The organism is Thermodesulfobacteriota bacterium (genome assembly GCA_040757775.1).
Classification (GTDB): Bacteria; Desulfobacterota; UBA8473; order UBA8473; family UBA8473; genus UBA8473.
In genome coordinates, this window is sequence record JBFLWQ010000003.1 from 171,968 (window position 1) to 196,911 (window position 24,944).

The 24,944-nt window shown below is 42.3% G+C and carries 22 protein-coding genes and 1 tRNA gene; 14 read left to right on the top strand and 9 right to left on the bottom strand.

Annotated elements, in window-relative coordinates; all coding sequences use genetic code 11:
* The first annotated feature begins 105 nt into the window (after positions 1–105).
* The 6 genes from AB1401_03375 to AB1401_03400 all read left to right on the top strand — a co-directional run bounded on the left by AB1401_03375 (position 106) and on the right by AB1401_03400 (position 9,166).
* Positions 106–3,228 carry a CHAT domain-containing protein gene (locus AB1401_03375; protein MEW6614501.1) on the top strand — a complete coding sequence of 1,041 codons (3,123 nt, stop codon included), beginning with the start codon at positions 106–108 and terminating at the stop codon, positions 3,226–3,228.
* A 185-nt stretch (positions 3,229–3,413) separates the two neighbouring features.
* Complete coding sequence (locus AB1401_03380; GenBank protein MEW6614502.1) at positions 3,414–4,058, top strand: hypothetical protein; 645 nt, start codon at positions 3,414–3,416, stop codon at positions 4,056–4,058.
* 252 nt (positions 4,059–4,310) lie between these two features.
* Positions 4,311–6,977 carry a valine--tRNA ligase gene (locus AB1401_03385; protein MEW6614503.1) on the top strand — a complete coding sequence of 889 codons (2,667 nt, stop codon included), beginning with the start codon at positions 4,311–4,313 and terminating at the stop codon, positions 6,975–6,977.
* A 4-nt stretch (positions 6,978–6,981) separates the two neighbouring features.
* Complete coding sequence (gene nadC, locus AB1401_03390; protein MEW6614504.1) at positions 6,982–7,839, top strand: carboxylating nicotinate-nucleotide diphosphorylase; 858 nt, start codon at positions 6,982–6,984, stop codon at positions 7,837–7,839.
* Between the two features lie 210 nt (positions 7,840–8,049).
* Positions 8,050–8,814: a type III pantothenate kinase gene (locus AB1401_03395; protein MEW6614505.1), complete on the top strand. Its 765-nt coding sequence runs from the start codon at positions 8,050–8,052 to the stop codon at positions 8,812–8,814.
* 52 nt (positions 8,815–8,866) lie between these two features.
* A complete protein-coding gene (locus tag AB1401_03400) occupies positions 8,867–9,166 on the top strand; it encodes a DUF167 domain-containing protein (protein ID MEW6614506.1) in 300 nt (99 codons plus the stop codon).
* Here AB1401_03400 and AB1401_03405 read toward each other — a convergent pair.
* A complete protein-coding gene (locus tag AB1401_03405) occupies positions 9,163–9,942 on the bottom strand; it encodes an inositol monophosphatase family protein (protein MEW6614507.1) in 780 nt (259 codons plus the stop codon). The genes AB1401_03400 and AB1401_03405 overlap by 4 nt on opposite strands.
* Before the next feature lie 357 nt (positions 9,943–10,299).
* Between AB1401_03405 and fabG the strand changes: the two genes are divergently transcribed.
* The 7 genes from fabG to fdhD are packed head-to-tail and all read left to right on the top strand — an operon-like array spanning position 10,300 to position 17,285.
* Complete coding sequence (gene fabG, locus AB1401_03410; protein MEW6614508.1) at positions 10,300–11,037, top strand: 3-oxoacyl-ACP reductase FabG; 738 nt, start codon at positions 10,300–10,302, stop codon at positions 11,035–11,037.
* Between the two features lie 60 nt (positions 11,038–11,097).
* Entirely contained in the window at positions 11,098–13,176 is a 2,079-nt protein-coding gene (locus AB1401_03415; protein ID MEW6614509.1) for an ankyrin repeat domain-containing protein, read from the top strand.
* A gap of 10 nt (positions 13,177–13,186) precedes the next feature.
* Positions 13,187–13,681: a nucleotidyl transferase AbiEii/AbiGii toxin family protein gene (locus tag AB1401_03420; protein MEW6614510.1), complete on the top strand. Its 495-nt coding sequence runs from the start codon at positions 13,187–13,189 to the stop codon at positions 13,679–13,681.
* Positions 13,668–13,847 carry a hypothetical protein gene (locus AB1401_03425; protein MEW6614511.1) on the top strand — a complete coding sequence of 60 codons (180 nt, stop codon included), beginning with the start codon at positions 13,668–13,670 and terminating at the stop codon, positions 13,845–13,847. The genes AB1401_03420 and AB1401_03425 overlap by 14 nt, the downstream gene beginning before the upstream one ends.
* Positions 13,848–13,861: 14 nt before the next feature.
* Positions 13,862–15,235, top strand: a complete 1,374-nt coding sequence (locus tag AB1401_03430; protein ID MEW6614512.1) for a caspase family protein — start codon at positions 13,862–13,864, stop codon at positions 15,233–15,235.
* Between the two features lie 9 nt (positions 15,236–15,244).
* Complete coding sequence (locus AB1401_03435; GenBank protein MEW6614513.1) at positions 15,245–16,465, top strand: DUF401 family protein; 1,221 nt, start codon at positions 15,245–15,247, stop codon at positions 16,463–16,465.
* A 4-nt stretch (positions 16,466–16,469) separates the two neighbouring features.
* The gene (fdhD, locus tag AB1401_03440; protein ID MEW6614514.1) at positions 16,470–17,285 is read left to right on the top strand and encodes a formate dehydrogenase accessory sulfurtransferase FdhD; all 816 of its coding nucleotides are present in this window, start codon (positions 16,470–16,472) and stop codon (positions 17,283–17,285) included.
* A gap of 10 nt (positions 17,286–17,295) precedes the next feature.
* Here the strand turns inward: fdhD and AB1401_03445 are convergent, their stop codons facing one another.
* A complete protein-coding gene (locus AB1401_03445) occupies positions 17,296–18,222 on the bottom strand; it encodes a bifunctional riboflavin kinase/FAD synthetase (GenBank protein MEW6614515.1) in 927 nt (308 codons plus the stop codon).
* Positions 18,223–18,379: 157 nt separating this feature from the next.
* On the opposite strand from AB1401_03445, the gene AB1401_03450 reads away from it, so the two are divergent.
* Positions 18,380–18,466, top strand: a tRNA-Leu gene (locus tag AB1401_03450).
* A gap of 102 nt (positions 18,467–18,568) precedes the next feature.
* Here AB1401_03450 and AB1401_03455 read toward each other — a convergent pair.
* The 7 genes from AB1401_03455 to AB1401_03485 form a co-directional block, all read right to left on the bottom strand.
* The gene (locus AB1401_03455; GenBank protein ID MEW6614516.1) at positions 18,569–18,856 is read right to left on the bottom strand and encodes a hypothetical protein; all 288 of its coding nucleotides are present in this window, start codon (positions 18,854–18,856) and stop codon (positions 18,569–18,571) included.
* 3 nt (positions 18,857–18,859) lie between these two features.
* Positions 18,860–19,192 carry a hypothetical protein gene (locus AB1401_03460; protein MEW6614517.1) on the bottom strand — a complete coding sequence of 111 codons (333 nt, stop codon included), beginning with the start codon at positions 19,190–19,192 and terminating at the stop codon, positions 18,860–18,862.
* Positions 19,193–19,345: 153 nt separating this feature from the next.
* On the bottom strand, positions 19,346–20,002 hold the full coding sequence (locus AB1401_03465) for a hypothetical protein (GenBank protein ID MEW6614518.1): 657 nt from the start codon (positions 20,000–20,002) through the stop codon (positions 19,346–19,348).
* A 195-nt stretch (positions 20,003–20,197) separates the two neighbouring features.
* Positions 20,198–20,728 carry a GNA1162 family protein gene (locus AB1401_03470; protein ID MEW6614519.1) on the bottom strand — a complete coding sequence of 177 codons (531 nt, stop codon included), beginning with the start codon at positions 20,726–20,728 and terminating at the stop codon, positions 20,198–20,200.
* Positions 20,729–21,227: 499 nt separating this feature from the next.
* A complete protein-coding gene (locus tag AB1401_03475) occupies positions 21,228–21,644 on the bottom strand; it encodes a cobalamin-dependent protein (GenBank protein ID MEW6614520.1) in 417 nt (138 codons plus the stop codon).
* A 112-nt stretch (positions 21,645–21,756) separates the two neighbouring features.
* Positions 21,757–23,007, bottom strand: coding sequence for an ABC transporter substrate-binding protein (locus AB1401_03480; protein MEW6614521.1), 1,251 nt, complete (start codon positions 23,005–23,007; stop codon positions 21,757–21,759).
* Positions 22,985–24,679 (bottom strand): methylmalonyl-CoA mutase family protein, encoded by a 1,695-nt coding sequence (locus AB1401_03485; GenBank protein MEW6614522.1) that lies wholly within the window; start codon positions 24,677–24,679, stop codon positions 22,985–22,987. The genes AB1401_03480 and AB1401_03485 overlap by 23 nt, the downstream gene beginning before the upstream one ends.
* Between the last annotated feature and the right edge of the window lie 265 nt (positions 24,680–24,944).

Genomic DNA, 24,944 nt, shown 5'->3' on the forward strand with positions numbered 1-24,944 from the left:
GGAACATAGTGGGGGAACGTAGTGAGGTAGTGCATATTAATTAATTATGGCAGGCAGAGATAGGGTTTTCGAGGGTCTTGATAAAACCAGATGAGGTAAACAGCCATGAATATATCGGCTTCCTTACTTTTTAAGCGTCTTATTCGTCTTATTCCTGTCGCTCTGATAGTATTACTACTTCCATCATGTGCGACCAAGATGTCCGTTGAAGAAGCGAAGAGAGTAGCCGTTTCTATAAGTCCTGTTTCAGGCTTTGTGCCTCCCCCGAGGAGGATAGATGACATCACTGCAATTCTGAACCAGCCAGGACAGTTTGACACAAAAGTAACAGAACGATTAATAGCCCAGGCCAATGCCACCCCACCCGAAAAAGCAGACGGTAACTTCTATCTCAGGAGGGGTTTTGCTGCCTTACAGCTTGGCTGGGCCAGGCAAGCACTTGAAGATCTGCGTGAGGCACAACGTCTTTCAGAGGCTGCCGGAATTAGTAACGCTCGAATTCACCGTCATCTCGCCTGGGTGGAGAGAACCATCGGAAATTTCAGCCGTGCTGTAGAGTTGCTTGAAGATGCCGCTAAAATTGACGATCACCCTTCTACATATTCAGGATTGGTAGAGACATACATCCAGATGGGAGATATAGAAAAAGCTGAAAAGACCGCAGGCAATGGAAAGATTTTCTGTGCCACCTCTCCGAAGCGGCGCAATTCCCAGTTCGTTTTATGGTGCGACATTGAAACAGCGGCTATGGAAGCTGATCTCCTGGAAGCCCGTGCAAAGTATAGTGAGGCAGAGAAGTCTATTCGCCAGCGACTCAGTCTCATGCAGGCCACGGAGAACAAATATCCTGGATTGCTCATCAACATCAGGCTACAGCTTGCAGGAAATTTATTGAGGCAGGAACGTTTCACAGAAGCAGAAATCGAGGCTCGAAAAGCCCTGAAGGAATCCCTGGGGCTCGGGGGGAAAGACGCTCTGTTAACAACAAAAGTAATCGCCACAATTGCCAGCATCCTGAGGGCTCAGGGCAGGCTCCCGGAGGCAGAAAAACTGGCTTCACTGGTAGTTCATGCCATGGAATCCTCCGGGATATCCAGCGAATCCAGAAATATGAACAACTCACGAATGCTGCTTGGCACTGTGCTTTCGGCTCAGGGTAACTTCACCGCTGCGATGAAGCAATACGAAGTCGCCCTCAAAGGGGTAAATGAAGATGAGTATCTTTATAAAAGATACTTCATGGGGAGTCCCGATTTTATTCTCTCACTTCTGATGACTGGACAGCACGAAATGGCACTAAAAATAGTAACCAACACCTACACCAGAGCTGTACAGAGATTAGGAGAAACGCATTACATAACCGCTGAGAGGCTGGCACTCCGGGGAATGGCTCACTACCGGATGAAACACCTCAGGGAGGCGGAGAGGGATTTTTCCATGGCGACGAACAGACTGCTTGAGTTTCAGATGGACAAGGCAGACTTTTCGAGGGCACGGAGGCTGAAGATAATCCTGGATGATTATATCAATCTGCTGGGTGAAATTCACGGCTCACCGGTAGAAAAAGAACTGGGTATCGACGCTGCGGGAACCGCATTCAGGATAGCCGAGGCATCACGGAGTCATACAGTCCAGCGTGCCCTGGCAGCGAGCAGCGCACGGTCGGCAGAAACAAATCCAGAATTGAATGACCTGATACGCCGTGAGCAGGATGCCCGGAAACAAATAGAGGTCATGGAGTCAACCGTCCTCGACCTTATAGCCGCACCATCTCAGGAACAAAAGCCGGAAATCATCAAGGATTTGCAAACAAAGATAAACAGCCTGAACAAAGCTACTGCTGCCCTGCAGGAGGAAATTAAAAAACGCTTTCCGAGATACTCGGATTTCGTGAATCCACGGGTAGCAACATGGGCTGTGACACAGCAGAATCTGCGCTATGGTGAGGCATTGATCTCCATCTATTCCACTAACATGAAAACGTATGTCTGGGCTATCCCCCACAATGGACACATGTCATTTCTTGTTTCCCCCTTCGGGAAAAAGGAAATCGGAGAGATTGTTGTCAGCTTGAGGAAATCTCTTGATCCAAGCCCTGTTACCGTGGGTGAGATCCCGGATTTCAACATCGATTTGGCTTACGATCTTTACCACAAACTCCTGAAACCGACAGAAAATGGCTGGAAAGATGCCTCTGATATCCTGATTGTCACTAACAGTCCCATGGATCAAATTCCGTTATCAGTTCTCCCTACTGCTCCTGCAAAGCTTGAAAGCGACAGGGACCTTCTCTTCAGTAAATACCGCCGTGTGCCGTGGTTCATCCGAAAGGCTTCTATTACCATTCTGCCATCTGTTTCCTCTCTCATCACACTCAGGACTCTTCCAGCAGGCGATCCCAATCGCAGGGCTTTTGTTGGATTTGGCGATCCCGTTTTTAACGTGGAACAATTAGCTCAATCGCAGGAGAGAAAAAAGTCCCTTGACACCACTTCTGTGGCAAAAAGGGGAACCGTCACTCAGATTCGCGGTGTCCGGATCACAGAAAAGGGGGGACTGGACAACTCTGATATCACAACCATCCAGTTGGGTAAACTGAGTCGCCTTCCTGATACAGCAGAGGAGATCAGAAGCATTGCTCAGACGGTGGGAGCCGATCCTGACAGAGATATTTTTTTCGGAAAGGATGCCTCAGAAAATCGTGTAAAGACCATGAATCTTTCAGACAGAAAGATTATATCCTTCGCTACCCATGCCCTGGTGCCGGGGGATCTGGATGGACTGGAGCAACCGGCCCTGGCTCTTTCTTCTCCATTCGTTACGGGTGATAATGAGGACGGCCTGCTCACTATGGGCGAAATCATGAAGCTGAAATTGAATGCCGATTGGGTCATCCTTTCTGCATGTGACACCGCTGCAGGGGAAGGTAATGGCTCGGAAGCCCTTTCCGGCCTTGGAAGGGCATTTTTCTACGCTGGTACGAGAGCGATTATCGCCAGCATGTACCCTGTTGAAACGACATCTGCAAGGAAGCTGATCACTGCTGCTTTCCGGTATCAGAAAGAGGATAATACAATTTCACGGGCGAGAGCTTTGCAGAAGGCCATGATAAACCTGATAGACAAAGAAAATTTAGTGGATGATGCCACCGGTAAAATCGTTGCAAGTTACGCTCACCCTCTCTACTGGGCACCTTTTATTATCGTTGGAGATGGAAGTGGAAGATAGTTGCAGTAACGAAATGGCGAAAACGCCAACGGGTAGCCAGAAGTATTACAAGCGTCCCAAGAACTGACCCAGGAGAAAAACACCCGGGAGAAAAAACCCTTGACACCTGTTTTGTGCAATGATAGGTTATTTTGAACTTTTTGCGACTTCATCAAAATCAAGGTTTGTGAAAAATAGAGGGCATAATGGGTAGTACTGAAGAAGATGAAGAGATCATCGAATTAGTAGATGTTATAGAGGAAGGGCCAGGGCTAGCTCTATTATATGAAAAGTCTCTCAAAGAACTTGAGGAATCCCGTAAGGAAACTGACCTCTCTGCGTCCGCCTCTGGCGGACAGGCAGGCCTCTTTAATAAACCTGAAAACCTGGAAGAATTAAGCTTTAAGGGAGTAATAAAAGAGCACCTCGAAGAGAAGTTCAGCATTGAAGAAGCAGACTTTACTAAAGAGCCCGAACTCCAGGATGAATGGGAAATAGAATGGGCTTCAGATGAAGAATCTATGCCCTATAAGGGTCATGTAGAAGGAGTTCCCCCCCCAGAACTTCCATACAGAGAAGTCCAACCCTCAGAAATCCCGGAAGAAACTCCAGATGACCAGGAGATAAAAAGTATTGGGATGCTGGAGGAGAAAAATGTTGAAGTAATTATCAGGGAAGTTAGTCGAGAGGTGATAGAGAGTGTTGCAATGAAGATTACCCCTGATATTACAGAGGCTGTGATTAAGGCTATGAACGAGAAAATAGAGAAAATAGCCGCGGACCTCTTTCCTCCCATAGCAGAGAAAGTGATTAAAGAAGAGATAGAGAAGCTTAAAGAAGGGGAAGTTTGACATCCAGATCATGTCGTATAAGTTGTAAAGCTAATGTTGGTATATCAGGGGATTATGTTAATCCCCTTTTTCACTTTTATACAGAGCGTCATAACTTCGCATACCTGTGTTGCTCCTCGGCTCGTCATTGCGGCGCACGACAAAAGTGCGCCTCATTCCTCGCTTTCGTCGCGCCTTGGTCTGCTTTGTTCTGACGCTCTGTATGCGGCGCTATCATATCGGTATGTATAGGTCTGATTGACAAGGAGATTAATGGCTGTGAAAGTATTGGAAAAAGGTTATGACCCTGCTAAAGTTGAGGACAAATGGTCTAGCTATTGGATTAACAATGGTAACTTCAAGGCTGATGTAAATGGTACAAAGGAGACTTTCTCCATTGTTATTCCTCCCCCAAATGTTACTGGTTCTCTCCATATGGGTCATGCTCTGAATAATACCTTACAGGATATCCTGGCTCGGTTTAAAAGGATGGACGGGTTTAATGTGCTGTGGATGCCGGGAACAGACCATGCAGGAATTGCTACTCAAAATGTTGTGGAGAAGAATCTAGCCCAAAAAGGGATCAGCCGCCATACATTAGGGAGAGATAAGTTTATCGAACATATATGGAAATGGCGCAAAGAGTTTGGGGGAATAATTATAAATCAGCTTAAAAAATTGGGGGCTTCCTGTGATTGGAGCAGGGAACGATTTACTATGGATGAAGGACTATCAAAGGCTGTTAGAGAGGTCTTTGTGGAACTTTACCATGAAAAATTGATTTATCGTGGCGATTATATCATCAACTGGTGTCCCAGATGTCAGACTGCCCTGTCAGATTTGGAAGTTGAACATGAAGAGACTGAGGGGTATCTGTATTATCTTAAGTATCCCCTTTGTAATAGCAGGAAATTCATCGTAGTTGCGACCACCCGCCCGGAGACTATGTTGGGTGATACTGCGGTAGCTGTAAATCCAAATGATGAACGACACAAAAAACTGATTGGAAAGAGGGCTGTTTTGCCTGTAATGGGAAGGGAGATTCCTGTAATAGCAGATGAGTATGTTAACAAAGACTTTGGAACAGGAGCAGTAAAGGTTACTCCAGCCCATGATGTAAATGACTTTGAGATGGGGTTAAGGCATAATCTGGAAGCGATTAAGGTTATGGATGTAGATGGCAGGATGAATGAGAATGCCGGTCCATACAAAGGTCTTGATAGGTTTAAGTGCAGGAAGGAAATAATCGAAGAATTTCAAAAAAACGGGGTGTTAAAAAAGAGAGAAAAGTATTCTCATAATATAGGGCACTGTTACAGGTGTAAGATGGTCATAGAACCTACCTTATCCAAGCAGTGGTTTGTAAAAGTAAAACCTCTGGCAGAGCCGGCTATCAAAGCTGTTAAAGATGGTAGTATCAGGATTATACCTGCATCCTGGGAGAAAACCTACTTTGAATGGATGAACAATATCAAAGACTGGTGTATTTCTCGCCAGATATGGTGGGGTCATAGAATACCAGCATGGTACTGCAACGATTGCGGGGGGGTTATTGTATCGAAAGAAAACCCCACCCGGTGTTCTAAATGTCTGAGTTCTGACATCAGCCAGGAAACGGATGTCCTGGACACATGGTTCAGCTCAGCCCTGTGGCCTTTTTCTACCATGGGCTGGCCTGAACATACAAAGGAGCTTGAACTGTTTTACCCAACATCTGTTTTGGTGACGGGTTTCGACATTCTATTCTTTTGGGTTGCCAGAATGATAATGATGGGGATAAAATTTATGGGTGAAGTCCCTTTTAATGATGTATATATCCATGCCCTGGTTCGAGACATCGAGGGCAAGAAGATGAGCAAGTCTAAAGGAAACGTTATTGACCCGTTGGTAATCATAGAAAAATATGGAGCGGATGCTTTCCGTTTTACTCTAGCGGCATTTGCTGCACAGGGAAGGGATGTTAAGCTTTCAGAAGAGAGGATCGGTGGTTATCGCAACTTTGCAAATAAAATATGGAATGCCTCAAGGTTCTCCCTGATGAACATGGAAGAATATGATGAATGCCTTCTAGATAAGAATGGGATTGAATATACCCTGAGCGACAGATGGATACTATCCCGATTGAACAGGACTATTGAACAGGTAAGAGATGCTTTAGAAAACTACAAGTTCAATGAGGGTGCCCATTTCTTGTACCAATTTATATGGCATGAATTCTGCGATTGGTATATTGAACTCATCAAATATTACCTGTACCAGAAGGATGACACGAAGCTTAAACTAAACACTCAATATGTTCTATTAGGGGTACTTAAAAAGGTATTGTGCCTGCTCCATCCTTTTATGCCTTTTATAACAGAAGAGATCTGGAGCAAATTACCGGATAGTAAAGGGAGCATTAATGTATACCAATATCCAAAATCAGATTCTAACCTTATAGATGAGAAGGCAGAAGCTGAGATGAATCTCATTATAGACATTGTGGGAAATATAAGGAATATCAGAGGAGAGATGAACATACCGCCTGTCACACAGGTTGAGGCATTTCTTTATACTGAAGATCAGGAGACATGCAAGAAACTTGAAAGGAATAAAAACCACATTGAAAATCTGGCAAGGATAGGTACCCTTTCTATCTCTTCCAGGAAAAAAGAATATAAATCTTCTGCTACATCTGTAGTAGATAAGGTGGAAATATTCCTCCCCCTTAAGGGGATAATTGACTTTTATGAGGAGGAGAAAAGATTGAGAAAAGAGAGTGATAAGATTGAGAAAAAACTCATGCTCTTGAATAAAAAGCTGTCCAATGAGGATTTTCTTAGCAAGGCACCTTCTCATGTAATAGAGAACGAACGGATTGAAAATATAAAGTTGATTGAAAAAAAGAGAAAATTTGAGGAAGGAATACAGAGGATGCAAGAGTTGCAAAGAGAGATATGATGCCATGTTTGAGATTAACAGTTTAATAAAAGTAGCCCTTGATGAAGATATTGGGAGTGGAGACTTTACTACCTCTTCAATAATTGCCCCTGGTATAAAAGGGAATGCTCAGATAATTGCAAAAGAAGATTTGATTCTTGCTGGCATAGACATCTTCTGTAGTGTCTTCACATTCTTAGATTCCAGGGCAAAATCCAATAATTTTTTTAAAGATGGAGATTTTGTAAAGAATAACAGCACTATCGCTGAGATTTCATGTGACGTGGTTGATCTTCTTCGTGGGGAAAGGGTTGCCTTGAATTTTTTACAGCGTTTGTCAGGCATTGCCACTTTAACCCGCAGATATGTAGATAGGGTTAAGGGATGCAATGTTAAGGTTTTAGACACGCGAAAGACTACCCCTGGCTGGAGGGCTCTTGAAAAATATGCTGTAAGGGTAGGGGGAGGGGTCAATCACCGTGGCGGTCTATTTGACGGGATTTTAATAAAAGACAACCATATAAAGGTCTGTGGCGGAATCCGTCAGGCGGTTGAAAAAGCAAGGGCTAATATTCCCCATACCTTTAAGATTGAAGTAGAGGTCAAAAACCTTGATGAAGTGAAAGAAGCCCTTGAGTCTGGTGTTGAAATCATAATGCTGGACAATATGGATTCTGTGGAGATGGAAAAAGCGGTTAAAGTCATTAATAAGAGGGCTGTGGTGGAAGCATCGGGAGGAATAAATCTCGATAATATAAGAGATGTTGCAGAAACAGGGGTTGATCTCATATCGGTTGGGGCTCTCACCCACTCAGCCAGGGCTTGCGATATCAGTATGAACATTGTAGAAGTCAACTACCATCGGCTAAAGCCGATGGCTTGAGGGTTCAAGTCCGCCAGAGGCGGAAAGGGGTCAAGTGATCAAGGGAGAATTTTTTCTTTACTACTCTCTAATCCTGGAATCCTCGACTCCTCGAACCCTTGCGGCGCAAAAGATCGAACTGAAGTCTTCGCCTAAAGGCGAGGGTTTTTCTCCCATTCCCCGAAGGGGACAATAAAGGGGTAATGGTTTAAGAACAGGAGACTAGAAGATATGTTGCTGGTTATTGATGTTGGGAATACTCACACTGTTATGGGGGTTTTTGATGGAGACAGACTGGTTCAGGACTGGAGAATCAGGACACAAGAAGACCATACTGTAGACGAGTATGGGATTCTGATCACAAACCTTTATTTTTCCAGCAGGATAGCCTTAAGGGATATTAAGGATATAGTTATCTCGTGTGTTGTACCCCCACTTAATATAACCCTGGAAGAGTTATGTAAGAAATACTTCAACATCAGCCCCCTGATTATAGAACCGGGAATTAAAACAGGGATGCCTATATACTATGATAATCCCAAAGAGGTTGGGGCTGACAGGATAGTTAATGCAGTGGCTGCATACGAGAAATATAAGCAGAGCCTGATTGTTGTTGACTTTGGAACTGCTACTACCTTCGATTATATATCGGCAAACGGTGAATACCATGGCGGGGTCATCGCCCCAGGGATTATAATTTCCAGTGAAGCTTTGTTCAAAAGGGCTTCTAAGCTGCCACATGTGGAATTAATCAAGCCCAAGTCAGTTATCGGTAAGGATACTATAAGCAGTATGCAAGCGGGGATTGTTTTAGGCTATGCCAGTTTAGTGGATGGAATCGTAAAAAGGATAAAAAAAGAAGTTAAATCAAATCCCAAGGTGATTGCAACGGGAGGATTGGCTTCCCTTATCGCATCAGTATCGGAAACGATAAGTGAGATTGATAAATATCTTACCTTGAAGGGACTGAGGATACTTCACGAAAGGAACAGGTAGGATATGTTTCTTTTTAAAAGGTATTCCTGAGAGCGAGAAGGGGGTCAGTAATATGTTATATATTAATGAAACTGCCAATGGGATAGTCTTTAAGGTTTGGGTGCAGCCCAAATCTGCCAGAAATGAAATCAAAGACCTAAAGGGAGATGCCTTAAGGGTAAGGATAACTGCTGTTCCGGTTGAAGGCAAAGCAAATAATGCCTGCATGGATTTTCTGGCAAGGGAATTGGGTATTAGTAAATCGCAGGTAGAGATTATCGGAGGCCATAAATCGCGAACAAAGGTGATAAGAGTAACAGGCGTTACGAAAGGTGAAATAGAACGACTTGCAATTCACGATTTACAAGCTTAGTCCAATCCTTTCTTTATTACCTGAACCATTTCATTGTGTATCCTCCCATTGCTGGCAAGGATTTCTTTAGAATAAATATCAAAGACTCCCCCTTTAAAATCCGATACCATCCCTCCTGCTTCTCTAACGATTAAGCTGCCCGCAGCCACATCCCAGGGGGATAGTTTGAGTTCCCAAAAACCATCAAACCTACCCATAGCCACATAGCACAGATCCAATGCAGCGGAACCTGCTCTTCTAATTGCCTGAGCATTCATTATAAAGTTGTTGAAATGAATAAGGTTGTTGTTTTTACTTTCTCTTAAATCATAGGGGAAGCCAGTTGCCAGCATACTGTGAATTAACTTATCAGTTGAAGAAACGCGGATTTCCCTCCCATTTAAACATGCCCCATTTCCCTTTTCTGCCGTAAACAACTCATCTAAAACAGGATCGTATATAACACCAAGCAGAATATCTCTATTCTTCTCGAATGCTATTGAAACACAAAAACATGGGTATCCATGGGCATAGTTAGTAGTTCCATCCAGAGGGTCTATGATCCATTTATGAGAGGAGGTGCCTTTCTGACTTTCACACTCTTCTGTCAATATCTGGTGATCCGGATAGGTATTTCTGATAATTTGAACGATTGTTTTTTCTGAATTTATGTCAATATCTGTCACCAGATTTATCTCACCTTTGAAACCGATTTCTACAGACTTTCCTAAGTTCTCCTTCAGAATTTCCCCGGCCTCCTTGGCAGCCTCTATAGCAACTTCCATAATTTCTCTCATTTATCCCTCCATGATTGATGGCTTCGTAAAAAGTTCTGTTTTGTAATTCCAAGGAGCGCAAGCGACGAGGAATCTTTAATGATATCAGATTCCTCGTCCACCAGAGGCGGACTCGGAATGACATGGGGGCCTGTTTTCGACATTTTACGAGCATATCATGATTTAGAATACCAAAAATCCTGCTCATGTTCGCTCCAATAGAAATTTTTCATTTTTCAGGGTGGACGAATTAAGAATATCAAAAAAGTCATAATTTAGCAACAACTGGCTTGGGTTTTTGTACATTGACTTTTCTATAATTTTTATGCTATAAAGTCTGTCAGAAATGGTCAGTAAACCCAAAATAAAGGAGAATTAATGAAGCTAAAAGATAAGGTTGCTGTAATTACCGGTTCCAGCCGTGGAATGGGAAGGTTAGTAGCTCTGGATATGGCAAAAGAAGGGGCTAAGGTAGTAATAAATGGCACAACCCCTGGGCCAGTGGATGAAGTCGTTAAAGAGATTACATCACAGGGAGGACAGGCAGTCGCAAACTACGATACTGTTGCTACAATGGAGGGGGGGCAGAAAATAATCAAGACAGCCATTGATAACTTTGGGAAAATAGATATTCTTGTAAACAATGCTGCTATCACAAGAGACAGATCCCTGGTCAAGATGACCGAAGAGGATTGGGATTCTGTAATAGCGATTGATTTGAAAGGGGTCTTTTCATGCACCAAAGCAGCCATGACGTATATGATAGAGCAAAGATATGGGAAAATAATAAATGTTGCCTCTGCAGCGGGAAAGGCAGGAAATGTAGGACAGGCAAATTACAGTGCAGCCAAAGCTGGTGTAATTGCTTTCACCAAGACATGTGCGAAGGAACTGGGAAAATACAATATTACCGTCAATGCAATAGCTCCATCCCATAAAACAAGGATGTACGATAATGTCCCTGAAGAGGTATTCAAGAAAATAATAGCTGCCAGAGCACTGGGAAGGATGTCAGAACCATATGAGATACCACCAACCTTTATATTTCTTGCATCCGATGATGCCAGTTTCATTACCGGACAAGTCATTGGTGTAGATGGCGGACTTTTCTTATAGAAGGGCAAGTCCTGAACGGGTTAAAAAGAAAGAGGTTGTTGTATTTGGAGGAGGTGTTCCATGAAGAAATTATCCGTGTATGTTTTAATCCTTTTTATCCTGCTCATCGCAATTCCCGGCTTTGCCTGGATTGGTGAGTTACATGATGCCGCAGAGCATGGCGATATTGAAAAAGCCCGTAGCCTGCTCAACAAAGGTGCGAATGTGAATGCGAGAGACAGCAAAGGCAATACCCCGCTCCATGTGGCTGCCAAGTATGGGAAAAAGGATATAGCACTTCTTCTGATTGAAAAAGGTGCTAATGTGAACGCAAAGGATAATGATGAATATGGTATAACCCCTCTTGATGACGCTGTGAATAATGGATACAAAGAGGTTGCCCAACTTCTTATTGAAAAGGGAGCTAATGTGAATGCAAAAAAGAGAAATACATGGACAGCTCTCCATGATGCTGCGTTTGGCGGGAAGAAAGACATTGTTTTCCTTCTTATAGAAAAGGGCGCAAATGTGAATGAGAAAACTGGTGTAGGCGACACACCTCTTCATATGGCAGCGTATAATGGTCACAAAGATGCCGCTCTGCTCCTCATTGAAAAGGGGGCATATCAAACAGAGAATAAGGATGGTTTTACCCAACTCCATGTCGCTGCAAGGCAAGGCAAAACTGACGTAGTCAGGCTTCTTATCGAAAAGGGTTGGCGTTTTGTGGCAAGGGACAATGCGGGCCGTACCCCTCTCCATTGGGCAGCGAGTGGGGGGCACAAAGAGGTCGCTCAACTCCTCATTGAAAAGGGAGCCGATGTGAACGCAAAAATGAACAATAACTGGACTCCTCTCCATGATGCAGCGTTTAATGGCTCCAAAGAAATTGTTCAACTGCTAATTGAAAAGGGAGCAGATGTAAACAGTAAAGATAATGAAGGCTTTACCCCTCTGCATAGAGCAACGAACTATATGCCTATCTTTTATAAAGGAGATGCAGAAGCTACTGTTCTCCTCCTCCTAAAAAATGGCGCGGATGTAAATGCAAAGACTAACGATGGTGATACCCCTCTCCATTTTGCTGTGCTAAGGAATGATAAAGTGAAAGCTACCCTCATTGAGAAGGGTGCAGATGTGAACGCAATGAACTTTAAAGGGCAGAACACTCCTCTCCATATTGTTTCTGGTATTGGCAATAAAGAGTTTGTCCTTTTCCTCATTGAAAGGGGCACTGACCCAGGCATAGCAAATAAAGATGGTAAAACACCTTTAAAGTTAGCTCAGGAAAAAGGCCACACAACCGTTGCCCTTATCCTTGAAGAGGCAGAGAAGGAATTTGTCAAAAAACTCCTCGCTAAAAAAACCGAACCTGAAAAAGCAGGTCAATATATTACTAAGCATGCTATACCTGATTTTAAATCTGCACCAAGACTGGATGACCTTGCAGTTATCATCGGCATTGAAAACTATCAGGGGCTGCCAAAATCCGACTATTCAAAGAGCGATGCGGGGGTTGTCAAAGAGTATTTCAAGGCACTTGGATTTCAGGAGAGGAATATTGAATTAATTACTGATGAAAAGGCAACAGGGAAAAGTATTGAAAAGGTAATAGAGGCATGGCTTCCCAATCGTGTTAAAAAAGACAGCAGGGTAATTGTTTATTATTCTGGTCACGGCGCACCAGAGCCAAAAACAGGAGATGCTTATATCGTTCCCTATGACGGAGACCCGAATTATCTTGAAGTTACAGGCTATCCATTAAAGAGGCTGTATGAAAAACTTGGTAAACTTGAGGCAGCGGAGGTCATCGTCCTTCTCGATTCATGCTTTTCAGGCGCAGGTGGGAGGAGTGTCCTTGCAAAAGGGGCAAGGCCGCTCGTGATGACGACAGAGGGTTTTGTTTTGCCGCAGAATATTGCAGTTTTATCTGCAACACAGGGAACACAGATTTCTTCATCATCTCCAGAAAAAGGGCATGGGATTTTCACATACTATTTCCTCAAGGCATTAAAAGACGGCAAAAAGAGCCTCGCAGAGATTTATGAATACATAAAGCCACTTGTAGAAGACGAGGCAAAGCAGATCAATGTCCAGCAAAGCCCAAGTATAAGCCCTGATGCTGAGAAATTAAAGGGAAGGTTTGAATTGAGGAAGTGAAGGAATAAATATGCTTGATTATCTTGGTATATTAAAAAAAATGAACGAAAAAGGAATTCGATACATTGTTGTCGGAGGAATTGCGGTCAACCTGTACGGTATTCCAAGGATGACTTATGATATAGACCTGATACTTGACCTTGAGGACAAGAACTTAGAAAAATTTTTGAAATTGCTAAAAAGCTGGGGATTCAAACCAAAAGTGCCTGTTGACATCATGGAATTTGCAGAGAAGAATAAGAGAGAAGAATGGATAAAAAAGAAGAATATGAAGGCATTCAATCTCGTAAACCCCGAATGGGCTATTTCAGAGATAGACATTGTGATTGATTCACCTGTAGATTATGAGAAGGCGCATAAAAGAATCAATGAGATTAAGCTTCATGGTTTTACAATCCCTGTAGTCTCGATTGACGATCTCATAAAAATGAAGGAAAGGACAGGGAGACAGCAGGATAAGGCTGACATAAGATATCTAAAGGAAATGAAAAATGAAAAGAAGTAAGGCCAGAGGCTTTGATTATTATCTGAGCAAAGAGGCAATTGAGAGATATAAGGAGAAGCCGCTTGAATTGAGGCTGAAGTGGCTTTATATGGGGAATCTTTTGCGGATGGGATACAGTAAAAAACTTATCAAACTACAAGATAAATTTAGAGAAGGGGAGAGGTAATAGGAGGTGAGATAATGAAAACCTTTATCTATATATGTCTGATTATTCTTGTTTCCGGGTGCGTCATACCTGTGCCCAGTCAATCAATTCAGCCAAAACGTCTTGACCCTTTGGCAGGCATTGATGTCGGACCTTCGCCTTACAGCGAGCTTACCGTTGGCGTCATAATGTCAGAAAACACAAAAAGCAGTACACGTTTTGGACAAGAAGGCAGACGCTGGGTTAATTTTGACCTTGAAAAAATCATTGAGAGATTTGACGACGCTTTCAGGCATAATTTCAAGACCGTCGTAAAGCTTGAAAAGATGGATGACGCCAATGCCGTGCATGTAGACCTAATCGCTGTCTTTGACCGTTATACCGAGGTTTCGCGTAATATCAAGTTTGACGCCAGTGTAATATTTTTCACGCCTGATCGTAGCGAGATTGATACCGTCAAGGTAGAAGGTATATCTCATAGTTTTAGTGGACTCCCGGCAAAGTCCATTGAAACAGCAGCATTTGACACTGCGCGCAGATTGGAAGCAGCGATTCGCTCTTCGGCAAAACTTAGAGAATTTGCAAAGTCGGCATCGCCTCATAAGGCTGCCGTCTATGCTTCAAAAAAAGGGCCTGTAATTATAGACATTCACCATATCCCTGATTTTCAATCAAGCCCGAGACCAGATGATTTGGCGGTTATTATCGGAATTGAGAATTATAAAAGCCTTCCAATGTCCGATCACTCAAAAAGCGATGCGGCTGTTATAAAGGATTATCTAAAGGCTTTTGGATTTCAGGAAAGAAACATTGAATTCGCGGTTGATGCCGATGCGACAAAATCAGCCATTGAAAAGGCAATTGAGGCATGGTTGCCAAATCGCGTTAAAAAAGACAGCAAGGTTTTCGTTTATTATTCAGGCCACGGTGCGCCAGAGCCTAACACAAGCGATGCCTACATAGTGCCGCATGATGGAGACCCCAATTATCTTGAGGTTACAGGGTATCCTTTGAAAAGGCTTTACGATAGATTGGGCAAATTGCAGGTGGCGGAGGTCATTGTCCTTCTTGATTCATGCTTCTCAGGAGCAGGCGGAAGGAGTGTATTGGCGCAGGGCGCAAGGCCGTTGGTTATGATAACAGATATTAAAACAATTCCATCAAACATGGCTATACTTTCAGCAACGCAAGGCAGCCAGATAAGCACATCATCTCCTGAAAAAGGACATGGCATATTCACATACTACTTCCTCAAGGCGATAAAAGACGGAAAGAAGAACATAGCAGAGATTTACGAATACATAAAGCCACTGGTAGAAGACGAGGCAAAGCAGATCAATGTTCAGCAAAGCCCGGGTATAAGCCCGGATATTGAAAAATTAAAGGGAAGGTTCATTTTGAGAAAATAGTAGTGTATTATGGTTGGTATTGTAAATATTGGATTGCTTTTTTTCTTAATCATCTTATTGGTTTTGAAAAAACTGGACCTGTGGCTTACCCTTATTATTGGGTCGGTTTTACTTGGGTTACTTTTCCAAACGCCTGTATCAAGCATAGGGGAAGTACTCTTGGCAGCCAGTATGGATCCCGAGACTCTGAAATTGATAGGGGCTTTGCTTCTGATACTGCTTTTCAGCAATCTGATGGATGAGACAGGTGAGTTAAGAAAGCTCCTGGAATCCTTCAAGAATATCCTCCGTGATCTCAGGATAGTAGTTGGCATATTGCCTGCGATTATTGGTCTCATGCCTCTTATGGGTGGTGCTTTGATATCTGCCCCCATGGTAGTAACAGCATCGGATGAGTTAAACCTCTCCAGAGAAAAGAGGACATTTCTGAATTATTGGTTCAGACACATCTGGGAATATGTGTTACCCACCTATCCAGGGATAGTTCTTGCTTCTGCAATCTTAGGGGTATCCATAAGAGAGATCAGCCTTTTTAACCTTCCACTTTTTATAGCAGCTGTTTGCAGTGGTATTATTTTTGGATACAAAAATGTTAGGAGAAACCCACCTGTTAATAAATCATGTAAAAAAGGGAAGCTGACAAATAATTTTTTTAAACTACTCAGATCATTATCCCCCCTTTTATTTGCTCTCTTCCTGGTCATTGCCCTAAAGGTTGATCTGGTCTATTCCTTTGTCCTTACTATTGCCGTATTATGGGTACTTTACAGGATTTCTTTAAGGGACATGGTAAGGATGGTCCGTAAAAGCATATCAATAGAGATGGCGCTTATGGTACTGGGGGTAATGTTTTTTCAAAAGATGCTCGAGACTACAAAGGCTGTATCCGTTATCTCGGAAAGCCTTTCGGCTGTAGGGTTCCCCGGCCTTCTTATAGTAATCTCTCTTCCATTTATTGTAGGTATATTGACAGGGATTACCATTGCCTTTGTTGGGATTACCTTCCCGATACTCTTACCCTTCTTTCATTCTGATGGCCATTTTCTCACCTATATGATGCTTTCCTATGCCAGTGGTTATTGTGGTGTCATACTTTCTCCCATGCACCTGTGCCTGATTCTGACAAAGGATTATTTTAATGCCGGGTTAAACGAGGTATACAGGTTGCTCTGGCTTCCGGCTATTTCTGTTTTTTGTGTAGGCTTGATAATCACCCTTATTTGGGGGTAGGAAGATGAGGGTGAAAAAGGAATCTTCAATGACCCAGGATTCAAAGACAGAACAACTGGATATTATTAGTTATTCTGAGGGCTCTTTTTCCAGCGCCAAAAAAAGCATTATAAGAGAGATACCACTGACTATTTTCTTAAATACTGTAGAGATTGTTACTCTCCTTTGTATTGATGATCACTTGAAGGAGCTGGCGCTTGGTTTTCTCAACTCCGAAGGCATGCTGAACTCCCCGGATGAGATCATATCTATCAGGCTCGACGAAGAAAGGGGGATTGTTGAAATTGCCACTCAAAAGTCATACCCTATCTCTGAGAAGCTCTTTATGAAAAGGACTATCACATCAGGATGTGGTAAGGGAAGCAGTTTTTACAATGTTATGGATTCCATCCAGTGTAAGAAGGTCAACTCCCAGCTGACAATCTCTGCCAAACAGGTGCTGGGTCTGATGAAGGAACTCCACAGTCTTTCGTATCTGTATAAATCTACTGGAGGGGTTCACAACTCTGCGCTAGCCACACCTGAAGGAATCCTTGTCTTTAGAGAGGATATAGGAAGGCATAACGCTGTGGATAAGATAAATGGAGAATGCTTTTTAAAGGGGATAGACCTGAATGATAAGATTCTCCTTACCACCGGCAGGATAACCTCTGAAATTCTAATCAAGGCAGGAAAGATGGGGATACCGATTTTACTCTCCCGTTCTGCCTCAACTAGTCTGGCTGTTTCTATGGCTAAAGAGATGGGTATAACAGCTGTAGGCTATATTCGGGGAGGCAATTTCACTATCTATTCCTACCCTGAGAGGGTGGAGGGTTGAGAGCTATCATCTATAGCTTATTAAATATCTCTCTGGTCCTTTCCACATCCTTTTTTATCTGCTCGACAAGTGTTTCAGGACTATCGAAGGCTTTCTCGTCTCTCAGCCTTTCTACAAAGGATACCTTGATGTTTTCGTCATATATGTCTTTATTAAAATCCAGGATATGCACTTCGATAGAAAGGGTACCATCTGCAAAGGTAGGGTTAAAGCCGATATTTACAACCCCCTGGTAAGGATGATCTCCATAAAATACATGAACTACATATATCCCCGGTTTAGGATGGATTTCTTCAACTGATTTGAGATTTGCCGTAGGAAAACCCAGGCCCTTCCCTCTGTCTCTACCCCTCCCTACCTTCCCCGAGATTGAGTAGTTTCTTCCCAAGAAGCCAGCAACCTTTTTTACATCTCCCTTGTGGATGCTATCCCTGATCTTTGTGCTGCTAACGAGGACATCATCCACTTTAACGGCATCTACAACGTGTACTTCAAAATCGAATTCTTCACCCAGCTGTTTCAGGGTATCAATATTCCCTTTTCTTCCTTTCCCAAAGGCATAATCATGACCGACAAAAACAGCCCTGCCCCCGATCTTATCCATAAGGATATCTTTCACAAATTGTCTTGGAGACAGATTGGCATATTCACGGGTAAAATCTTCGCAAATTACAATATCAATCCCCGATTCTTCGATTAACTTTATCTTTTCTGAAAAGGAAGTAATTAAGGGAACTTTCTTATGGGGAGACAGTATATTTAAAGGATGGGGTTCAAAAGTGTAGACTATCGAATCTCCTTTCAATTCAGAGCTCCTTTGTTTTACCTCCTTAAAGATTTTTTGGTGTCCCAGGTGAATGCCATCAAAATTTCCTATGGTTATAACTGGTGTGTTAAATTTTTTCTTTAAATTTGCGGTTCCTCGTATGATTTCCATTGAATCATTTCCTTCCGGATTTTCCTGGTGATAAGAGCTGACATACAAGCTAAAAACAGAATCGGCTTGACAACTCCAAGGGTATAAAGTATAAGTTAAAAATATGGATTTTGCAACTCATTAATTTCTTTCCAGTTGTTTCTGAAGTACTTTCTATGCCGAAGTGGCGGAACTGGTAGACGCGCTAGGTTCAGGGTCTAGTGAGGGGTTCCTCGTAGGGGTTCGAGTCCCCTCTTCGGCACCATTTCTAGCACTTTTCCCTTTGTCCAAAAACAAAATTAAAAACCCCATCTCTTTTTTAAGAAACGGGGTTTTTCGGTAACTAAATCTATTTCAATGCCTTTTTTCAGGACTCTGATATCTGTTCTTTTATAATGCCCTCATATTTCTGCCTGTCCAGAGGGCATTCCAGCAAATCGTCAAATTCCTCAACAGTCAATTTTAATTGCTTGGCCATGGATTTATATGTTTTTAGAGGAAGTCCTTTTCTTCCTTTCGGTACAGTGATTCGTGCTATCTTTATATCTCCCAGCTTGAACCAACCATTAAATTCATGACCATCCAGGAATGCAATCTCCAGTTTACCCTCACAGCAACGTTTCACATCATGTGCATTGAACTGACTATTTTTCATGAATCAATCCGCAATGTAATCCTTTAAAAAAACTTTAATTCTGAGCCACTCGTCGCTGTACTGATCATCTTCCATCAGGTTATTATGGAGAGATTCTATCTCCCGTTTGAGCATATCTACGGCATCTTCAGGAGTCTCACCACTGCCGTACAGGGGAATTTCAGTCGTACGCGCAATGTACCCATTCTCATCCGGTTCCAATACAGCATCTAACGGAATCCGGAGACGCTTATGAGGCAAAAAGTGGATTTTGATGAAGCCGGTTGCTTCCCTTCTGAATTTCTTTACCTCATTTTCCAGGGTATCGATTTTCTCCTCCAACATCTTCCTTTCCATAACCATATACTCTATAACTACTCCACAGATATTCCATGGGGTCCTTCACAACCCCTACCCTCAATGGGTTCTTCTCTATTTATCTCCCACATTCAAGAAGATAACAGTCTCTTTCTACTACTGCACTTTTGTATCCTCGTTGTATCCTTGCCTTCATTTTCGTACATCAATTTTGAAATCAGCCGTTATTGGTGGAGTGTTATCACCTGTTACAGTACACTTCGCTTCGTATATGCCTTCTTTCGGAAACTTAACCAATAATGGATTAAGTCTAGTTAAAACACTAGGCTGTAATATCCCCTTGGCAGAGTAAACATATGAAATATTGGGGTCTATTTCAGTCCATCCCCTTGACTTAGTAGCGTCAAATTTAACTTCCACTTTGCCTGAAAAGTGTAGGAACAGAGTAGGGTTTGAAAAATTAGTGTTGCCTAAGTTACCTATACCTAACCAGAATGACTGCTCAGAATTTTGCCATTTCATGACTGCAGAATGTGAACGAAGGTCAATACTTTCCTGGTAGTTATGTTCTTGTGCATTTGGATATTCCTGAGTAACAAATACACGACCTGGAACCTTGTGTTGGCTAGTGAATAAAGCTGGTTCAATTGGTTTTTTTGCAGTTATGTCTATTTCCGACCTTGAAATATGAAATCTTTCATAAAATAAATGTACTGAAGGAATAAGGATATACAAAAATAGAAACGATAAACACAAACCAACGAGCCCAAATTTTTTATAATTACACGCTCTTATGGCAAAAACCAGAGAAACAAAAGCTGCTATGAGATAAACTACAGTCCAGAACACTGTACCTCCTCAGCTAGAAAGGATGCTAATTAAGGAAAGACGTCCTCGCGATCACCCCTATGTTATTCCTTGATTTACTTGTAAGGAAAATAGTGAGCAAAACAGTGAGCAAAACAGTTCTTTTCATTTTAATAGCCCCTTATATTTGCCAGGGTTCCTTGTAGTGGGTTTCGAGTTCCTAGTGGACTTATGAATCTAGTGAGACGTTTCGGGTTTATAGACCTTATTTACCAATTCCTTAGCTAGCCTTTTACCTATCTCCGCGGCAACTAAACGATCCAAAGACATAATGTTTTGATAAAAGCTACCTGTCCATGTTATAGAACCAGTCTTTATATCAATCATTTTACACGATACAGTCGCAGGGAAAAATCCATACCAAAGTTTATATGTTTCGACAGAACCGACTATTAAATAATCACAGTCTGCTAGTTTGCCTATTTTTTCTAACGACACCTTTTGTAAAGCACCAGTTAAATCCAATCCTTGCTCTCTCAATATGCTTTGTAAATAAGTCCTTTCTACTACTTTTATGTTGGATTTTAAAAGTTCTTGGGTCATAGAATAAGGGATAATCGTTCCAATATTCACGTCATTACAAACAAATGGCAAAATAGCTATTTGAGAAGTTTTATCAAATTGTGTTTCAGGTAAAAGTTCACTGGAAATATGAACACACCCAAACAATAGTAATGCAAATGTAAGGATAATTACTGGTATCTTCATAATACTCTCCATTTTAGACATTAACCCCCTTTGCTTGCTACCTTAGCCATATCTTGGTAAACATAACAAGAACATCCTTTCGGCTTATGCCTTAAAACAAAAAAGGCGCCCTTCCTCTTCACTCCCTGTAATCCCAGGATTTAAAGAAAGACGCCCTCCATAATTGCCCCTTTATGCTTAGGGTTTAGGGACTTAAAACAACTATTATCTAACCATACACTTACCTATACCTTAATTATCAGACAAAATCCAGTCTTTTTTCGTCTTTTTAAACTCTTTCCATTAGACAATGAGACTGTGTTGTAATACATATTTTGTCACCCTGAACTCGTTTCAGGGTCTCATGACGTATTGATTTTATTAGATGCTGAAACAAATTCAGCATGACATTTTGCCTTGATATACTAATTGTGACACACTTTCAATACAGGGGGGATTTTACAAAATCTTCTCTCTTATCTCATGTTTTTCTTTGTCTCTATTAGAACAAACGTATTCATCATGAACTATGGGACTGGCGCTCTTTTTCCACGTAAACCTTCATGTCGTGAATATGTTTTGAGACCTCTTGAAGCGATGTGCCAGGACCAAAAACAGCCTTAACCCCAAGGCAGAGCAACTCTCTTGAATCATTCGGCGAGATGACTCCTCCAAAAATCAAGGGAATCCCCTTCATTTTTCTATCACCCATTAGCCTGAGGATCTCCGAAGCAAAATAACTGTGTTCTCCCATAGAACAACTGATACCTATGATATCAACATCCTCCTCCTCTGCTGCCCTTACTGCCTCTGAAGGGAATTCAAAACGGGTAAAAACAACTTCGAAACCTGCATCTCGAAGAGTATGTGCAATTGTTTTCACTCCTCTATCATGGGCGTCCATAGCCCACTTTCCCAGTAGGATTTTCATAATCATCCAATTCCTTCCTCAACCTGAGATTTATTCACATGCACAAAATTTAATTGGTCTTTGCCCATCTATCCGTTTGTTCCCATATCATAAAACATTATAGAATTTTCTTTAATTATCATTTGAAGGCTGGTTTTCTGAAGCCAGAAATGGGTGTCCATGTCTGTTTTTCGACATCGGCCTTATAGAACTTGTAAGCCTCTCCGCCTTTATGATTATTTTTACTATAGCTAACAGGATTTGAGATATCACCAGTGCTAAAGTTTTCAAAGGTCTCATAGGCATCTACAAGTGTGTCAGGCGTTAAACCTCGACCTGCTCTGTTCATTCCTTCAGCACAGATCATCGAAGTCACCCAACCCTGGATGTAACTTCTGGTCTTCATCTTCGTCTCGGGCTCATACTTCTTAGTAATTTTTCTCAGTTGACTCATTCCGGGTGTATCATCATACCAATAACCAAAGGGGCTAACCGCAATAACGTCCTTTGATGCACTACCTGCAGCTTCTACTATGGCCTCTTCACTAACATATATAGACCCAATAATCTTAGTTTTCAAATCATATTTTTTTGCGTCTTTCAAAAAGGAAATAGCGCCAGCTACAGCGTTATGAAGAATTATGTAATCTGGCTTCGATTTCTTTAAATTCAACACTTGAGAGGTTGCATCGATAGCACCAAGGGCAACAACTATTTTATCGCTTAATTCCATGTTGTATTTTGGAAGGTATTTTTCAGCGGCCCTTAATCCGGTTTTGCCTATCTCAACGTCTGGATAAACTATGGCTATTTTCGGGTTTTCTGCTTTCATATCTTTCATAATATAATCTATGATAATTTTTATGCCATCATCATAACTGGCCGAAGCATTGAAGATATATCGTTTTAAGGGAGTTGTCATAGTCTCTGCAAGACTTATTGGTATCACAGGGACCTTATATTTCTCAATCTCCCTTGCAAGGGCTAGAGTCTGACCTGTCCCTCCACAATAAAGGATAGATAAAACCACATCTTTAAAGAGAAGTTTTTTGAAAGCAGCAAATGAACCAGGAATTGTATAATGGTCATCTTCCAGGATAATCATTACTTTCCTTCCATTTATTCCTCCTGTATCATTGATATGCCTAAAATATATCCTTGTTGCTTCCTTTAGGGGGATCCCTACAGGAGCTCCAACGCCTGTTTGATCAGCAATTAATCCGATCTTTACAGTGTCATTGGTTACACCTCTACCCTCTTCTGTGTAGCCAAGCCTTGTAAATACAAATACCAGAAAGCCAATAACAAAAAACAGCATAAAGGTTTTATAAATGCTCGTAATTAATTTCTTTAGCATCGTACACCTCCTAGTAAATATAACTCCAGCCAAAGGTTTCCTTTAATACCCCCATGGATTCTTCTAACGTGGCGTTTGCCCTCACAGCCTCAACAAGATATGGCATCAGTTCTGCATTAGCCTTCGGCCAATTGTCTCTCACATCCATAGCCACCTTTTTTAACTCTGCCAGGGCGGCTTCTGTCTTCTTAGAATCTCTCTCCTTACGAAACTTCTTCACACGCTCTACCATTATTGCCTCTGCTTTAAGATCAGGCTTGTGAAGGTTTATCTCCATTTCCTCCTTAATCTGGTACTTGTTCACCCCGACCTTTATCTTCTCCCCGGACTCGATCTTCTGCCTCCACTCAAAGGCAGACCTCTCCAACTCTCGACGAATCCAGCCATCTTTCCAGCAATTGACGTATCCCATTTCCTCAATCCTCTGTATGAGCTTTGTGGCTTCTTCTTCTACCCTGTCGGTCAACCACTCCAAATAATAGGAACCCCCAAGAGGATCAACAACCTTTGCAACGTTTGTCTCCTCGTATATAATCTGCTGCGTTCTCAAACAGAGAGTAGCTGATTCCTCTGTAGGTATCGATAATGCCTCATCATAATGGGTAGTCCAGATTGATGTGGCACCCCCCAATGCAGCGGCAAGAGTCTGAATCCCTGCCCGGACAATATTGTTAAGTGGCTGCTGGGCGGTCAAGGAAGTACCTGCGGTTTCCGCCTGAATGATGGCTTTATAAGACTGAGGTTTTCTGCAACCCCACCTCTCCTTCGTAATTCGAGCCCACATCCTTCTAAAAGCCCTCATCTTCGCTATTGCTTCAAAGAAATCATCATCTATTGCAAAATGAAAACCATATCTGTTGACAAATTCATCTGCGTGAATGCCCAACTGTAACGTTGCCTCTGTAAAAGCTATTGCCGTCGCTACCATAAAAGCCAGTTCCTGGACAGGGGTAGCCCCTGATTCCTGAAAACCATAGCCCTGAAATGAAATAGGACTCCACATTGGTATGTTTTGAGTGCAGTACTTTATATACTCCGAGGCTACCTTCAATGAATTCTCAGGCAAGAATGAACGCAGGTCCCAACAGGTTTGTCTGTAAAAGTTGGCAACAGTATGTCCACGCAGCTTGTGGGCAGGAAACCCCATATTTTCAGCAGTAACCTGATACATTGCTAGTGTTGGAAGAGATGTATCATACGTTGCATATACAACCCCGGTCTTATCCAGGGGAAGATCATGAAAGAGTACCTCCATGTCCCTTGTATTGCTCCAATTGCTTCCTACAAGACCAACCTGCCCTTTGGCAGCAGGATTGTCCGGGTCATAGCCCTCCTGAACAACTGCATCAGGAGCAATAAAGTATTGGGGAACCATGCCCTCATGGGCGTCAAGACCTTGCCTTCTCAGTAGGTCGTACCTTTCACGGGCCCTTTCAGGGGTACCGTATCCCAAACCCTGCTGTGTTGTCCACATAGAAAACTGATACATAAGAGGATAAGTTCCCCTGGTATAAGGATAAACCCCGGGCATCGTGAGCTGCTCGGCATGAGTTTCCTCAACATCTCCGGGTATATATACAGGTTTTATCTCAATGCCGGAATCTGTAAATAATGAGAGTTTTCTGCCTTTGTAATACCTTTCATATTCTCTCCTCCACTCTTCCCCGCATTCTTTTGCTTTATCTATGGTCTTCTCGGAGAACATATCTTACCCCTTCATCTCTTGTTTCTGACAATAACATCTCCTCTCTTATTTGTTGAGCAAAAACAGAAACTCACCTGGACTAAACTGCAGTTTTCAAAATACAATCCTGTCCATATTCTTTCGCGGTTACATGATGCAAGTAATGATAAAGGCTTTTACTGTTGTGAGATATCTAAATGCAATAAATAATAACCCCCAGGAGAGTGTTTATGAATCGGTATAGCACACCAAGGGCAAAAGTCAATAGTAGATAATTGGCAAGAAA